At 72.5% G+C, this 14,898-nt stretch carries 7 protein-coding genes; 5 read left to right on the top strand and 2 right to left on the bottom strand.

The window, feature by feature from the left end; translation table 11 throughout:
- The first annotated feature begins 62 nt into the window (after nucleotides 1-62).
- The 4 genes from CS0771_RS16710 to CS0771_RS16695 all read left to right on the top strand — a co-directional run bounded on the left by CS0771_RS16710 (nucleotide 63) and on the right by CS0771_RS16695 (nucleotide 3,083).
- Nucleotides 63-719, top strand: a complete 657-nt coding sequence (locus CS0771_RS16710; RefSeq protein WP_244870838.1) for a bifunctional 2-polyprenyl-6-hydroxyphenol methylase/3-demethylubiquinol 3-O-methyltransferase UbiG — start codon at nucleotides 63-65, stop codon at nucleotides 717-719.
- Nucleotides 720-760: 41 nt separating this feature from the next.
- A complete protein-coding gene (locus CS0771_RS16705) occupies nucleotides 761-1,861 on the top strand; it encodes a sensor histidine kinase (RefSeq protein ID WP_212841848.1) in 1,101 nt (366 codons plus the stop codon).
- Nucleotides 1,858-2,520 carry a response regulator transcription factor gene (locus tag CS0771_RS16700; RefSeq protein WP_212841847.1) on the top strand — a complete coding sequence of 221 codons (663 nt, stop codon included), beginning with the start codon at nucleotides 1,858-1,860 and terminating at the stop codon, nucleotides 2,518-2,520. Before CS0771_RS16705 ends, CS0771_RS16700 begins: the two co-directional genes overlap by 4 nt.
- Before the next feature lie 143 nt (nucleotides 2,521-2,663).
- Nucleotides 2,664-3,083 (top strand): hypothetical protein, encoded by a 420-nt coding sequence (locus CS0771_RS16695; RefSeq protein ID WP_212841846.1) that lies wholly within the window; start codon nucleotides 2,664-2,666, stop codon nucleotides 3,081-3,083.
- Nucleotides 3,084-3,179: 96 nt separating this feature from the next.
- Here the strand turns inward: CS0771_RS16695 and CS0771_RS16690 are convergent, their stop codons facing one another.
- Nucleotides 3,180-12,926, bottom strand: a complete 9,747-nt coding sequence (locus CS0771_RS16690) for a calcium-binding protein (RefSeq protein WP_212841845.1) — start codon at nucleotides 12,924-12,926, stop codon at nucleotides 3,180-3,182.
- A gap of 202 nt (nucleotides 12,927-13,128) precedes the next feature.
- Entirely contained in the window at nucleotides 13,129-13,569 is a 441-nt protein-coding gene (locus tag CS0771_RS16685) for a hypothetical protein (RefSeq protein WP_212841844.1), read from the bottom strand.
- A 194-nt stretch (nucleotides 13,570-13,763) separates the two neighbouring features.
- On the opposite strand from CS0771_RS16685, the gene CS0771_RS16680 reads away from it, so the two are divergent.
- Entirely contained in the window at nucleotides 13,764-14,861 is a 1,098-nt protein-coding gene (locus CS0771_RS16680) for a substrate-binding domain-containing protein (RefSeq protein ID WP_244870837.1), read from the top strand.
- Nucleotides 14,862-14,898: the final 37 nt, after the last annotated feature.

Raw genomic sequence — 14,898 nt, 5'->3', positions numbered from 1 at the left:
GGCAACGAACTTTGCCCTCCGGCCGCGCGAAAGCGCAGGCTGGGAGCTGGAGGTGGTCACCCATGACCCACACGCACGACCCGCACGACGTCCCCGACATGGACGTCTTCTTCACCGCCGAGTTCTGGGACGAACGGTACGGCTCCAAGGAGCGGATCTGGAGCGGCAACCCGAACCCGCACCTGGTCACGACCGCCGCCGAGCTGACCCCGGGGACGGCGCTCGACGTGGGCTGCGGCGAGGGCGCGGACGCGGTGTGGCTGGCGGACCGGGGCTGGCGGGTCACCGGCGTGGACGTGTCGGCGGTGGCGCTGGGCCGGGCGGCGGCCGCGGCCGAGGCGGCGGGCGTCGCGGACCGGACCACCTGGCTGCGCGAGGACCTGCTCGCCTGGGCGCCCGAGCCGGACGGGTTCGACCTGGTGTCGGCGCAGTTCATGCAGACGCCGGAGCCGCTGCGCACGGCCCTGCACCGCAGGCTGGCCGCCGCCGTGCGGCCCGGCGGCACGCTGCTCATCGTCGGCCACCACTTCTCCGACCTGGAGACCACGGTGGGCCGCCCGCACCTGCCGGAGCTGATGTTCACCGCCGAGCAGGCCGCCGCCGCGCTCGCCCCCGAGGCGTGGGAGATCCACACCACGACCCCGTCGCGCGAGGTCACCGACCCCGAAGGGCGGCCGGTCACCATCCACGACGCGGTGCTGCGGGCGGTCCGCCGCTGATCGTTTGACCCGCCCCCGCCGCACCGGCGACAGTGGACGGTGTGAAGCGTGCCCTGGATCTGCTGACCGTGGCCGCGTACCTGACGCTGCTCGCCGGGACCGGCAAGGCGCACCACACGATCCTGGCGCTGGTCACGGGCGCGGTCTACGTCGCCTGCGCCACGGCGGGCTTCGCCTGGGTGCTGCGGCGCGACCGGCGCGCGATCAGCGTCACCTACGTGGTGGTGCAACTGCACTTCGGATACGTCGTCTTCGTCGCGTCCGGGGCGGCCGTCGGCGCGGTGCTGCTGCTCCTGGTGCTGGTGAGCCACAGCGTGCTGCTGCTCCCGCCGCCGGGCGTGGTGGTCGTGGTCGCCCAGGTGCCGTTAGTGCACATCGGCATGGCGTGGCGCGACGGGCTGCGCGAGGGCCTGGGCACGCTGGCCGCGGCCGCGTTCGCCGCCGTGCTGACCCACCTCATCGTGCGCGAGCAGCGGGCACGCGCCGAGCTGGCCGCCACGCACGAGCAGCTGCGGGCGTACGCGGTGCAGGCCGAGCGGCTCGCGGCGGTGCAGGAGCGCAACCGGGTCGCCCGCGACATCCACGACGGCCTCGGCCACTCGCTGACCGTGGTCCAGATGCAGGTCAAGGCGGCCCGCGCGGTGCTCGCCACGGACCCGGGCCGGGCTGACACGGTGCTGGCCAAGGCGCAGGACCAGGCCGAGCAGGCGCTGGCCGAGGTACGCCGCTCGGTCGGCGCGCTGCGCGAACCCCGCACCGCCGTGCCGCTGCCGGACGCGCTGCGCGAGCTGGTCGCGCTGGCCTCGGCCGCGGGCGTGCCGACGAGCCTGGACGTGACCGGGCCGGCCCGCCCGCTGGAGCCCGCCGCGGAGGAGTCGCTCTACCGCGCCGCGCAGGAAGGGCTGACCAACGTGCGCAAGCACGCCCACGCCACCCGGGCCGCGCTGGTGCTCGACTACACGGGCGAGGCGGAGGTGCGGCTGGAGGTGCGCGACGACGGCGCGGGCCCCGCCGGTGACCCGTACGACGCCGGGTTCGGCCTGGTGGGGGTACGCGAGCGCGCCGCGCACGCCGGAGGGCGGATGAGCTTCGAGCCCGTGCCCGGCGGCGGCGCGGCGCTGCGGGTGGCGGTGCCCGGATGAGCGGCGGGCCGGTGCGGGTGCTGCTCGCCGACGACCAGGCGCTGTTCCGCGAGGCGCTGGCGATGCTGCTCGGCGTACGCGACGACATCGAGGTGGTCGGCGAGGCGGGCGACGGCGCGCAGGCGCTGGACCGCGTGGGCGAGCTGCGTCCCGACGTGGTCCTGATGGACCTGCGCATGCCGGTGCTGGACGGGGTCGCCGCCACCCGCCGGCTGCGGGTCGAACAGCCCGAGGTACGGGTCATCGTGCTGACCACGTTCGACGACGACGAGGAGGTGTTCGCGGCGCTGCGCGCCGGAGCCGTGGGCTACCTGCTGAAGGACGCCTCGTCGGCGCAGCTCGTGGACGCGGTGCACGCCGCCGCGCGCGGCGAGGCCGTGTTGCAGCCGTCGGTGGCGGCGAAGGTGGTTGCGCAGTTCGCCCGGTTCACGCCCGAGCCCGCCGTGCCACGGCTGCAGCCGCTGGTGGTGCCGCTGTCCGAGCGGGAACTGGAGGTGCTGCGGCTGCTCGCGGGCGGCCGGTCCAACCGGGAGATCGCCGCCGCCCTGTTCCTGGCCGAGGGCACGGTCAAGAACCACGTGACCAGCGTGCTGGGCAAGCTCGACGCCCGCGACCGCACCCAGGCGGCACTGCGGGCCCGCGACCTCGGCCTGCTGTGACCAGAGCACCGTGCGGCGGGTGACCTGCCGCCTCGTCGCGCAGCCGGCTGGCGGTGAGCTGCTCGGGGTCACGGCCGGAGGTGACCCCCGGTCATGACGTTCGGCACCTGCCTGTCGCGCCGGCACGGCCGACGATGGACGGCATGACGACCTCCACCTGCGACAACGATCCCGCCCACGCGCCCCGCTCGGCGGCCCGCAAGAACCTCCGCTTCGCGCTGCACTACGCCGAGATGGTCGTGGCCATGTTCGTCGGCATGTTCGCGCTCGGGCCGCTGTGGTCGTGGGCCTGGCCGGGGCTGGACAGCCTGCCCGCCGTGGACGCGGTGGTCATGGCGACGAACATGACGGCCGGCATGGCGGCGTGGATGCGGGTGCGGCGCCACTCGTGGCCGCGGATCGCCGAGATGTCGGCGGCGATGTACCTGCCGTTCCTGGTGCTGCTGGTGCCGTACTGGATGGGCGTGCTGTCCGCCCACGGGCTGATGATGGGCGGCCACGTGATCATGTTCCCGGCGATGCTCGCCGCCATGCTCTGGCGGCTGGACGAGTATCGGCACTGACTCGTCGGCCACCGGGAAGATCGCGAGTTCGTGTCGAAACCTGTGGTCAGACCAAGGTTTCGACACGAACTCGCGATCATCGCGTGCGGGTGGGGATCAGTCGGTACAGCTGGTCGGGTCGTCGAAGTGGCCGGGGGTGGCCGGGTAGGCGCTGCCCGAGCCGTGCGAGTTCTCGCCCGGGTAGGTCAGTGCCAGTTCGAGGTACGCCGACGTGCCCGGCGTGGTCGCGTCGGTGGCCGAGCGGCCCGCGCCCGCGCCCCAGACCACCTTCTGCAGGAACGTCTGCATGCCGGGGCTGTGCTGGCGGACGTCGTTGTAGCCACCGTAGGCCGCGTTGCAGTGGGTGTAGAGGTTGTAGGCGCCGTTCCAGTCCAGCAGCCGGTCGCCGGGGTTGGGGCCGTTCTGGGCCACGTTGCCCTGCAGCACGTCGCGGTCCCAGCCGCCGTAGAGCCAGTCGGTGCCCTGGTGGTGCTGGTTGTCGGCGGAGCTGCCGTCGGCCATGTCGGTCATCTCGAACCAGGCGCACGGATCCAGGGTCACGCTGCCGGTCGTCTGCGGCCACGGGTTCGTGGTGCAGGACGGGTACGTGCCGCGCGGCCTGAAGTCGAGCAGGTCCGAGCCCAGGTCCCCGGCGATGGACGGGCCGCTGACCGCGCCCGCGCCGCCGAACACGTGATCGACGAACCGGTCCCGGTCCCCGCGCGCGGCCGCGTCGAACACGCCCGCCTTGAGGCAGTCCGCGGTGGCCGCGTCCAGCACCGGGTCGCAGCCCTTGCCGCCCCACAGCACGTCCGCACCGGCGCCGCCGTAGACCGAGTCGCCGCCGCTGTCGCCGTTGACCAGGTCGTCGCCGAACCCGCCGTGCAGGTCGTCGGCGCCGGTGCCGCCGCGGATGCGGTCGTCACCACCGTACTGGTAGCCGTCCCACGGCATCGCGGTGCTGGTGGAGCCGCCGATCCAGGTGTCGCCGTCGGTGTCGTGGAGCAGGTCGGCCCGCCGGTCGTAGTAGCCCGCCCGGAAACCGGTGTAGGTCTCCTGCGGCGTGCCGCTGAGCGTGGCGGTGAAGCCGAGCGCCGCGACGTCGTCGGGGTTGAGGTGCTGGTTCACCACGCCGCCCCGGTCGCCGAGGACGGCGTCGTCGCCCGCCTCGCCGTACAGGGTGTCCGCGCCCAGCTCACCGAACACGTCGTCGTCGCCGTCGCCGCCCCGGATGGTGTCGTCGCCGTCCTGGCCCCAGATGCCGTCCTGACCGGCGTCGCCCCACAGCTGGTCGGCCCCGAACGAGCCGGCCGGCTCGCAGGTGGCCTGGGCCGTGGTGCAGAACCTGGTCGAGGGGCCGGGCAGAGCCGGGTCGTGGGTGCGCGCGACGGTCGCGTCCACCGGGACGGCCCCGGTCGGGTAGCGCTCGGTGTAGACGCGCTCGCCGGTGCCGCCGTTGATCAGCGTACGCAGCAGCGAGCCGTCGTCGCCGAGGATCACGTCGGCGCCGCCGTCACCCTGGACGAAGTCCCCCGCGTCGCGGAAGCCCTGCCGGGACGAGCCGCCGATCAGGTCGTCCTGCCCGTCCGGGGTGCCGGTCCCGATCAGGTCGCCGGGGCCGGAGGCGCTGCCGGGCCAGCCCGGGTCGGTGAGCGGGGTGACCGGGGTGTGCCCGGTGCCGGTCAGCGGCAGGTCGCCGCGCAGGGTGTCGCTGCCGCCGTTGCCCTCCAGGTAGTCGCCGTCGCCGTCGCCGCTGAGGGCGTCGTCCCCGTCCTGGCCGTAGGCCACGTCGACGCCGTGCCCGCCGCTGATGCGGTCGCCACCGCTGCGGGTGGCGTCGGCCGGGGCGGCGAGGTCGTACATCGTGACGGTGCGCGCCGCGATCGGCTGCCCGCCGGTGCCCAGCCGCACGGTCGCCGCGGTGGGCTGCTCGCCGCCGAGCGGCCGCAGCACGACGCCGTTGTCGCCGATGGCCACGTCCGAGCCGGGCCCGCCCCAGATCGCGTCGGCGTGGTCGGGCTGACCCTTGCCGGTGGTGTCCTCCGTGGACGAGCCGCCGACCAGGTCGTCGTCGCCGCCGTCGCCCTCGATCCAGTCGGTGCCGGGGCCGCCCTCGGCGTAGTCCTGGCCGGACCCGCCCAGGATCCGGTCGGCGCCGGCCTGGCCGTAGGCGACGTCGCCCTCCAAGCCACCGTCGATGAAGTCGTTTCCGCTGCTCCCGGCCACCGGGGTGAAGCCGAGGTCGAGCAGCACCACCCGCCGGGCCGGGAAGTCCCGGCCCTGGGTGACCCGGGTCGGGGTGCCGTCGGCGAAGACCTGGGCGTTGTCGCCGAGGATCAGGTCCGCGCCGCCGTCGCCGTAGAGCAGGTCGCCGCTGTCCGGGCGGCCGGTGCCCGCCGACGCCTCCTGGGTGGAGCCGCCGAAGACGGTGTCGAAGTCGCCGCCGCCGCGGACCGTGTCCCCGGCGTTGTTGCCTTCGAGGTGGTCGTCGCCGTCACCACCGAAGACCGTGTCGGCCGCCAGGCCGCCGTAGGCGATGTCGTCGCCGGTGCCCGCGTCGATGACGTCGGGACCGCCGGCCGCCGGGACGGTGCCGTCCAGGTCGTACGGGAACGGCCCGATCTCGCCGATCTTCGCGGTGCCGTTGTCGCCCACGAGCCGGTCGTCGCCGCCCTCACCGAACAGCTGGTCGCCGGTGTCGGGGTCGGCGGCCGTGCGGCTGCCGCCGTACAGCACGTCGTCGTGCTCGCCGCCGAAGACCCGGTCGAAGCCGTTGTCGCCCTCGATCGTGTCCAGGCCGTCACCGCCGTAGGCCGCGTCGTCGCCGTCGTTGCCGAAGATCGTGTCGTCGGCGGCGTCGCCGAAGACCTGGTCCCCGCCGAGGCCGCCCCAGGCGCGGTCGGCGCCGCCGCCCAGGTACAGCACGTCGTCGCCGCGCTGGCCGCAGGCCCGGTCGTCGCCGCCGCCGAGGTCGGTGCGGTCGTCGCCGCCGCCGGCGCTGACCACCTCGACCCCGCTGCCGCCCAGGATCAGGTCCTTGCTGCCCTGGTCCTCGGCCGAGGGCTGGGCGCCGGAGCTGTACGAGTCCACGCACAGCTCGTCCGGCAGGTGCTTGTCGCCGAAGATCGTCGAACCGCCGTCGCCGCCGAGGATGTGGTCCCGGCCGAGGCCGCCGACGAGCAGCTTGGTCTGGCTGGTCACGCCGCTGGGCAGCGGCTCGTGCGTGACCGTGCGGGCCGTGCCGAACCCGTCGTCCTTGGGACTGGCCGCGGTCTCCACCCGGGACGGCTCGGCGATGACCCAGTCGTCGCCGGGGCCGCCGTAGATCTCGTCGGTGCCGTAGCCGCCGATGAGCACGTCCGCGTTGCCGTAGCCGCTGATCTTCGCAGTGGTGTCGTTCGGCGAGTGGGAGGTGACCAGGTCGACGCCCTGCGAGCCGACGACGGTGTCGGTGCCGCCGCCGGTGTCGACCTTGTCGACGTCGATGCTGGGGCCGTAGCCGTCGTCGTCGACGGTGTCGGGCACGGCGGTGCTGTACGTGTTGATCTTGTCGTCGCCCTTGCCGCCGCTGATCGTGTCCGAGCCCTGGCCGCCGACGAGGGTGTTGATCCCGTTGCCGTGCTTGTCGTCGATGTTGACGCCGATGACGTCGTCGCCGTCGTTGCCGTACACCTTGTTGGCGCCGTGGCCGACGGCGATGTGGTCGGCGTCGGTCGCCTCGCCCAGGGTGGCCGAGACCGGCGGCTGGTGCAGCTTCGCCGGGTCCCAGTCGACGACGCCGCTGAGGTCGACCTCGCCCTGCGGCGTGGTCACCTTGACCTCGCCGGGCCGGGCGCTGATGTCCAGGTCGCCGTCGCCGGAGACGATGTCGTCGCCCTCGCCGGTGGTGATGACGTCCTTGCCGGGGCCGCCGGCGACCCAGGAGACGGTCATCGGCCTGCCGTCCTTGGCCGCGACGTCGCCGGTGGTGATGATGTCGTCGCCACCACCGCCCTGGACCCACGCGTTGCCGGTGCCGGTCTTGATGCGGTCGGGGCCGGGCGTGCCGACGACCACCGCGTCCAGCTCGAACTGCGAGGTCACCGTGCCCGCGTTGTCCGGGGCGGTCTTGCTCTTGTCGCCGTCGCCGAGGAACGTCAGCGCCATGCCCGACTTGGCCGCGTCGAAGTCGCCGGTGAGCCGGCCGTCGACGACGACGCGCTTGATGCCGGCGTTCGGGAACACCTGGCGGCGGCCCAGCGACTCCACGGCCACGCCGTCGAAGTCGGCGTTGACCGGCTGGCCCAGTTCCTCGTCCGCGTAGTGCAGCGAGTAGACCTTGACCACGTCGCCCTTGTCCTTGTTGTCCCACACGGCGTGGCCGCGCTGGGCGGGTTTGCCGAAGCGGCCCGCGAAGACGATCAGCGTGTCACCGTGCACCGCGCCCAGCTCCGGCGGCGGCGGGTCGCAGTCCGGCTGTGCCTTGAAGTCGAGCAGCACGGCGTTGACCAGGGTGAAGTCGAACGTCTTGGAGAACAGGAACAGGTTGAAGGTGATGTAGACCTTGAGGAACACCGACAGCTGGCCGCTCACCGTGAACAGGCAGATCGGGTTGACCTGCAGCCGTTGCAGGAATTCGCTGGTGCGGAACTTGCCGTCGTTGTTCGGGTCGTTCCACAGGAAGCCGATGGTCAGGCGTACGCCGCCCTCCACCCCTGCGGACACGATCAGAACGGTGACCTGCGCGCCCGCCGCGATCTCACCCTTGAGCGTGATCACCGGGGCGGCGTTGCCCTTGTCGTCGGTGGTCTTGAAGTAGATGCCGTCGAGGATGCCGATCGCGTCGACCGCCGCGCCGTCCTGGGCCGCCTCGATGGCCGTGCGGATGCCCTTGGTGTCCAGGCCCATCCGGATGTGGGCCGAGACGGACGCGCTGCCCGCCAGCGTGATCATGACCGGCGGCGGCGCGTACACCGGCCCGAAGCTCTGCCGCCAGGTGAATCCGAGCGACAGCGCGCCGGAGTCGAACGACACCAGCTCGATGTCCTGCCCGAGCAGCAGCCCGAACGCGGACGCCGGGTTGTCGAAGATCGGGAAGGCGAAGCCGAGCTTCTCGGCGTTGCTCTTGCCCTCGGCCAGCGACGTCGGCTTCGCGTAGAGCTTCTCGCCGTCGCTCTTCGCGTCGACCGCGTCCTTGACGTCCTTCGCCACGGCCGGGTCGTAGCCGTCGCCCTTGTCGATGAGGCTCTCGGCCGAGGCCGGGGACGCGGCCGTGGACAGCGCCTTGTCCGGGTTGACGAGGAACGCGCCGAGCGGGATCAGGCAGCCGTCACCGCTGGAGTTGCACTTGGGGATCTTGTTCACGAACGTGATGACGTCGCGGATGCGGTCGATGAACGTCAGATCGGGCCCGCCGGCCAGCGTGGAGAACTTGTTGGCCAGGTAGATCAGGGTGATGTCCGGGCCGTCGACGGCGTGGGAGAGATCGGACAGCACCGGGATCGGCGCGTACAGCGTGTCGATGATCGGCTGCAGCGGCCCGGTGACCTGCTTGACCTTCTCCAGCACCGGCGCGAGGATCTTGCTGAAGAACGCGCCGACGTCAATCTTGATGTCGGAGAACCCGATGGTCAGGTCCGTCGCCGTCAGCGGCCCGCTGTGGTTGCCGATCCCCCACTTGAGCTTGAAGACCGCCTGGATGCCCGGCAGCGCCGAGCCGATGCCGTCGCCGGCGACCTTCGCCTTGAGCAGCCAGTCGATGTCCACGTCGGCGTCGAGCTGCACGTTGACGTGCGCGCCGATGTCGGCGAGGTCGGCCGGGGCGAGCCGCCGCTCGGCCTGGGGCGTGCAGCCGCCGTCCCAGCAGCTCGCCTCACCGTTGTGCAGGTCGATGCCGAAGTAGGCGCTCACCAGCGGCTTCGTCGACGCGGGGTCGCGCTTCTGCGCGGTGACCTGGATGAAGGCCAGCTGCGCGTTGAGCGTCTTGCTGCTGCCGTCGCCGATCTCGAAGGAGGCGCCGATGGCCAGTTCCGGCTTGGTGTCGTCGCCGGTGTCCCGGCCGTGGGTGGCGACGTAGAAGCCCAGCTCGCGGTCGAGGACGACGTCGAGGTGCACACGCCAGCCGAGCCTGGCCTTGATGCCGCCGTCCTCGCCCTTGCCCGCCTTCAGCGCCAGGCCCGGGATGCCGATGTTCAGCGGGACCTGCTTCTCCAGGCAGTCGCCGGTGCAGCCGTTGGTCTGGTCGACGGTGCCGCGGGAGGCGTCGAGCTGGATGCGGATCGACTTGAACTCCTCCGGCCCGCACGGCGAGGTGGCGGTGCAGTCCACCTTGACCTTGACGGCGGCGAAGCCCGTCTCGCCCTCGAGCGCGTCGTTGACGGCATCCTCGACGGCGACGTTGTCGCCCGCGGTGGCCAGGGCCGGCCCGATCTTCGCCTTCACCTTGTCGCGCACGTCGGCGATGAAGCGCTGGCCCTGCTGCAGGTCGTCGCCGACCAGCGGCAGCTTGCCGTCGAAGCTGGCCAGGCGTAGCGCCTCCTCCATCTTCGACAGGTAGCCGTCGATGCCGCCGGTGAAGTCGAGCGGGTTGAGCTTGAAGGTCGCGAAGCAGCCGGCGAAGTTCGGGACGCTGGAGCCCAGCGTGTTCAGGTCCTTGTCGAGCTGCACGGCGAGCACGTTGCTGGTGCCGCCGTCGGGGGTGCAGACCGTCGAGAACACGGGCGCGTTCACGCAGATCGCGGTGCCGCTGGTGCCCGCGCCGCAGTCGACCCCGGCGGTGGTGCGGGTCAGGCTCGCGCCGAGCAGGTCCTTGAACGGGGCGTCGGCGGGCAGGCCGCCGAGGCTGAAGCCGAGGTCCGCCTTGACCGTGGCCGGGTCAGACGGCAACTTGCCCACGGCGAGTTCCAGGGGGCCGACCTTCGCGGTCAGCGCCACGTTCGTCGCGTCGGCGGCGACGCTCACCGCGGCGTGCGAGCTCTTGTCGATCAGCGGTACGCCGTCGGCGCGCAGCGGCAGCAGCAGGCCGATCGAGGCGTCGCCCTTGACGGTGACGCCGAAGGTGCCCTGCGCGTCGACGCTGACGAGGTTGCGGGTGCCGTCCCAGCTCATCGACAGCGGGCCGCCGGTGTGGAACTGCCGCTTCCAGGTCCACGACAGCTTCAGGTGCGGGCCGTTCGGCTTGGCGGTGTCCAGCTCGAACCCGAACCCGGAGCCGGTGCCGAGCACGGTGTTGAGCCGGTCGACGGCGTCCTGCAGCGTCGACGGCGGGTCGGCGAGCAGCTTGTCCACGGCGTCGGCCAGTTCCGGGCGTACGGCGTAGGCGGTGCCGTCGGACGGTCTGGTCTGCGTACCCCCGTCGATCTCCAGGGTGGATCCGTCGACGACCTTGCTGATCCGGTAGGCGTGGCTGCCCACCACGATGGTGCGGCCGGTCAGGCGCGCGCCGAACGGCGCGGCGGCGCGGCCGGCGTCGACGAGCTGGAACCGGCCCTTGTCGCCGTCGGTGCCGTCGGTGTAGGTGACCGGCTTGCCGACGCCGCTCTCGTCGGAGCCGAGCAGCTGCTTGGCGGAGCGGCCGATGATCGGCAGCTTGGCCGACAGCGGCCCGGTCCCGGCCGACGGGTCGAGGAAGGCCTCGTTGACCTGCCGCAGCGCGGAGATCACCAGAGCCATCAGGGCCTGCGGGTCGTCGGGGTTGAAGTCGGTGGCGAACAGGTCCGACAGGCTCGACGTGTCGACGGTGGGGGCGGCGTCGGGCAGGGTCCAGGCGACATCGACGCTCACGCCGGTGCCGAGGCTGCCCGAGGCGCCCGGCACGGAGACCTTGACCTGGCCGGTCGCCTTCACCGAGACGGCCGGGGCGAGCAGGTCGGCTGGCTGGGCGGGCAGGTGCTGGGTGAGCAGCCGGGCGAACAGGTCGGCGAGGCTGACGTCCGCGGCCTGCTGGAACCTGACGCTGATCATGTCGGTGCCGGTGGCCGGGCCGACTTCCAGGTTGCCGCCGAGTTTCACCTTGAGGAAGCCGGCGGTGGTGAAGAAGTCGATGCCGGTGCGGATCGGGAACGCGGCCGTGAACAGCGGCACGGCCGGGTCGGTGCGCAGCATGACGCGGTCGGCGTTGACCTGCGGGTCGGTCGACGGGCGCAGGTCGAGCACGATGGTGACCCGGGCCTGGTAGGAGGGCTTGACCTCGGCGTAGCTGGACTGGGCGTTCGCGCCGCGCAGGCCGGTCTTGCCGTTGCTGCCGGTTTTGGTGAGCGCCCCGCCGAGTTCGACGGCGCCGATGTGGGCCTCGCCGCTGCTGATCACCCACGGGCTGGTGTCGACGGGCTGTCCGCCGACCCAGCCGTGGGCGTCCAGGGTGATCGAGTTCTTGGTGTTGGCGGTGATGGTGCCGCCCGAGGTGCCGGCGACGACCCGCTGGCCGACCAGCGCGCCCTCGGTGAACTTGTCGGCGCTCAGGGTGAAGCCGGTCGGGCTGAACACCGCGCCCTGCCCGGTGACCTTGGCCGCGCCCGTGTCCAGCGGGATCCAGTCGGAGGTCCGGCCGAACTTCAGCGGGAAGGCGATCTTGTCGTTGACCAGGGTCGCCCCGCCCTCGGGCAGTGCCGCGGCGTCGAGCAGGCCCTCCTGGGCGAGCTTGGTGAACAGGTCCTGCAGGCTGGTGAAGCGCGGCTGCCCGGCCAGCGCCGGGTCGTCGACGCCCTCCTGGAAGTTCGCGTCGCCGGGCTTGGGCCGGATGTACTTGCCCAGGAACGCCACGAGCTGCTCGTTGATCTTCACGGCGTCGGCCAGGGTGCCCTTGAGGAACGGCAGCTTGCGGTTGCCCGCGTGCTCGCTGGCCTGGATGCCGCCGATCAGCTCGGCGATCTGGGCGAGGCCCGCGCCGAGGTCGAGCAGGCTCATGTTCCGGAACTTCGCCAGCGTCTCGTCGAGCCCCGTGGTGGTGACCGACGGCGTGCCGTCGGTGATGTCCGGCCAGTCCAGCGTGATGCCCGCGTTGACGCTGGCGGCGACGTTCAGCACCGGCGCGCCGCCGCCCGCGTCCTGCGTGGGCGCGGCCTTGAGCTTGATCTCGGCGTGCGCCTTGCCGGGCGTGGCGGTCTCGGTGACGTCGCCGTCGGGCCCGGTGCCGATGACGCCGCCCGCGTGGTCGAACGTGACCTGCACCAGACCGGCCAGCGAGCCGGGCGCGCCGAGTTCGCCGCTGCCGAAGGCCAGCCTGCCGTCGCCGTTCGGGTCGTTGACCTTGACCACGAAGTGGGCGCTGAGATCCAGGGTGGATGCCTGGTCGACGGCCACGCCGAGGATGCCGAGCGCGGCCTTGGCCTGGCCGGTGTCGCCCAGGTGCGCGACGGCGTCGATGTCCAGGCGCGGGGCGGCGGCGTCGCGGATCAGGTGGGCGCCGGTGCCGGCCGCGTCGACCCGCAGCTTCAGCCGCAGCGTGGCCCAGCCGTCCACGCTCACCGCGTCGGCCAGCGTGACGCCGGCGGCGGCGAACTGCTGCTTGGTGAGCTGCTTGTGATAACGCAGCGTCAGGTCGAGGGTGTGATCGCCGTTCGGCTCCTCGCTCAGCGAGCTGTCGAGCGTGCCGCCGCCGGGCACCGGGGCGTCGTCGTTGGTGAGGTCGTCCTGGAGGACGTCAGCGGCCCTGGCGATCAGCTGCTCGGCGTCGGTGAGGCTGCCCGGGCTCACGCCGAGCAGCGGTATCGGCTGGCCGAGCCGGCCGACCTGGCCCAGACCCTGCTCCGCCCAGTCCCCGGCCTGGGTGGCCAGCGCTCTGAGCGCCGTCTCCCATGGCTCGGCGGCGTGCGCCGGTGTCGCGTGCACCGCCGCGAGCGGCAGTGCCAGCACCGCCGCGAGCGCCGTCGAAATCCAGCGTCGCACAGCTGATCCCCCTGACCCGTTACCGCCGCCCGGGCAGGCAGCGAGACGGAGCAAGAAGATCGGAACCGACCTATCGACGACAATGGCTTTATCGAGTTGCCGACACGGAGTAGAGCCGATCTATCACCCTGCGTGACACCGTCTACAATGGACTCGACCGAAGGGTGGATTGCCCTGCCACACCGGCCGACACCCCCGCCCGTCAGCGCCTGTCGACGGGCGTCTCGTAGCAGACGCGCCAGCCGTCGCTCTCGTCGTACAGCTCGAAGTGCCACAGGTGGACCTTGCCCGCGGCGTCGGTGAGGTCGGCCTCGACGTAGTAGCCGGTGGGCGCCTCGCCGCGGTCCTCGATGACCACCTCGACGATGCGGTAGCTCTCGATGTCCGGCGCGGCGTGATAGCGCGCCCACTCCTCCTGGGGGTGTTTGCGCTGCTCCTCGGCGCACACCCAGCGGTAGGCGGCGGCGTAGTCGGCGTCGCGCCACGCGTCGAGATACGCGGTGGCGGCCTCGGTCATCCCGGCCTTCGTGCGCGGATCGGCCCAGTTCCGGTAGGCCACGTACGCCGGGGTGCCCACGCAGATCAGCAGTGCGACGATCACCAGAGCGGGGACGAGCCCACGTTCCTTGCCGGTGTCGGCCATGCGGTCCCTTCCATCGGCCTTGGACAATGGGCACGGTAGGGCACGGCCGCCAGCCGGGCGTGCACGACGATCGACGTCCCGGCATACGTCTGATAACGTCTGGAACGCTCCGAATCGCACTCACCGCCGCGTTTCACCAGTCGGTTCAGCGCGTCGCGGCCTGCCCGGGCCGGGACGCCGTCGGCGGAGGTCGTATGGCGGCAGAGCGGATGTTCCGCGTGCAGCGGCAGGAGCTGCTGCTCGGCGAGCTGCGCCGGCACGGCGCGGTGCGGGTCAGCGCCTTCGCGCGGGAGCTGGACGTCAGCGAGCTGACCATCCGGCGCGACATCGACGCCCTGGCCCGGCGCAATCTCGTGACGAAGGTGCACGGCGGGGCGACGCTGCCCGGCCCGGTCGACCGGACGACGCGGCCACGGCAGGCGCCGCAGCGGTTCACGGTGGGCATGGTGGTGCCGTCGCTGGACTTCTACTGGCCGCCGATCGTCGGCGGGGCGCGGGCGGCCGCCGCCGCGCTGGGAGTGAACCTGCAGCTGCGCGGCTCCAGCTACGACCCGGACGAGGACCGGCGCCAGATAGGCCGGCTCATCGAGGCGGGCCAGGTGCAGGGCCTGCTGCTGGCGCCGAGCCTGGAGGGCGGCCGGGCGCCCGAGATGATCGACTGGATCGGGCGGCTGCCGGTGCCGACGATCCTGGTGGAGCGCCAGCCGGAGCGGTGGACCTCGACCGCGCGGCAGCTGGAGTGCGTACGCAGCGATCATGCGCTGGGCATGGAGATGGCCGTGCACCACCTGCACCGGCAGGGCCACCGGCGGATCGCGCTGCTGCTGTCCAAGGGCAGCCCGACCTCGGCGTACCTGGCCCAGGGCTGGCGGGTGGCCTGCGCGGACGTGGGGATCTGCGACGCGATGGTGATCCGCGAGTCGGTGGCGCTGGACACCCCCGGCCACCGGGAGATCATCCGCGGGGTGCTGGCCGAGTGCGAGCGCTCGCGCATCACGGCGCTGATCGTGCACAGCGATCCCGACGCGATGTCCGTGGCGCAGTTCTGCGCCGAGCACGGGCTGTCCATCCCGGGCGATCTGGCGCTGGTGTCCTACGACGACGAGGTGGCGCACCTGGCCGAGCCGTCGCTGACGGCGGTGCGCCCGCCGAAGGCGCACGTCGGCCGGGTGGCGGTGGAGATGATGGTGTCCCGCCTGCTCGACGGCGAGCGACGCCCCTCGCAGCGGGTGCTGCTGTCTCCGGAGCTGATCGTGCGCCACTCCTCGGTGGCCCACGTCCCGGTCCGGTAGCGGCCCGTGGCCAGGGCTCCGGCAGCCCTGGCCACGG

The sequence above is a fragment of the Catellatospora sp. IY07-71 genome, assembly GCF_018326265.1.
Lineage (GTDB): Bacteria > Actinomycetota > Actinomycetes > Mycobacteriales > Micromonosporaceae > Catellatospora.
Note: the sequence above shows the minus strand (reverse complement) of the source record. Positions and strands in the feature narration are given on the sequence as shown.

Bases quoted from the DNA above. Each gene is read 5' to 3' on its own strand.
- CS0771_RS16710 (WP_244870838.1), top strand. From the start codon at position 63: ATGACCCACACGCACGACCCGCACGACGTCCCCGACATGGACGTCTTC.
- CS0771_RS16700 (WP_212841847.1), top strand. From the start codon at position 1,858: ATGAGCGGCGGGCCGGTGCGGGTGCTGCTCGCCGACGACCAGGCGCTG.
- CS0771_RS16695 (WP_212841846.1), top strand. From the start codon at position 2,664: ATGACGACCTCCACCTGCGACAACGATCCCGCCCACGCGCCCCGCTCG.
- CS0771_RS16685 (WP_212841844.1), bottom strand. From the start codon at position 13,569: ATGGCCGACACCGGCAAGGAACGTGGGCTCGTCCCCGCTCTGGTGATC.
- CS0771_RS16680 (WP_244870837.1), top strand. From the start codon at position 13,764: ATGGCGGCAGAGCGGATGTTCCGCGTGCAGCGGCAGGAGCTGCTGCTC.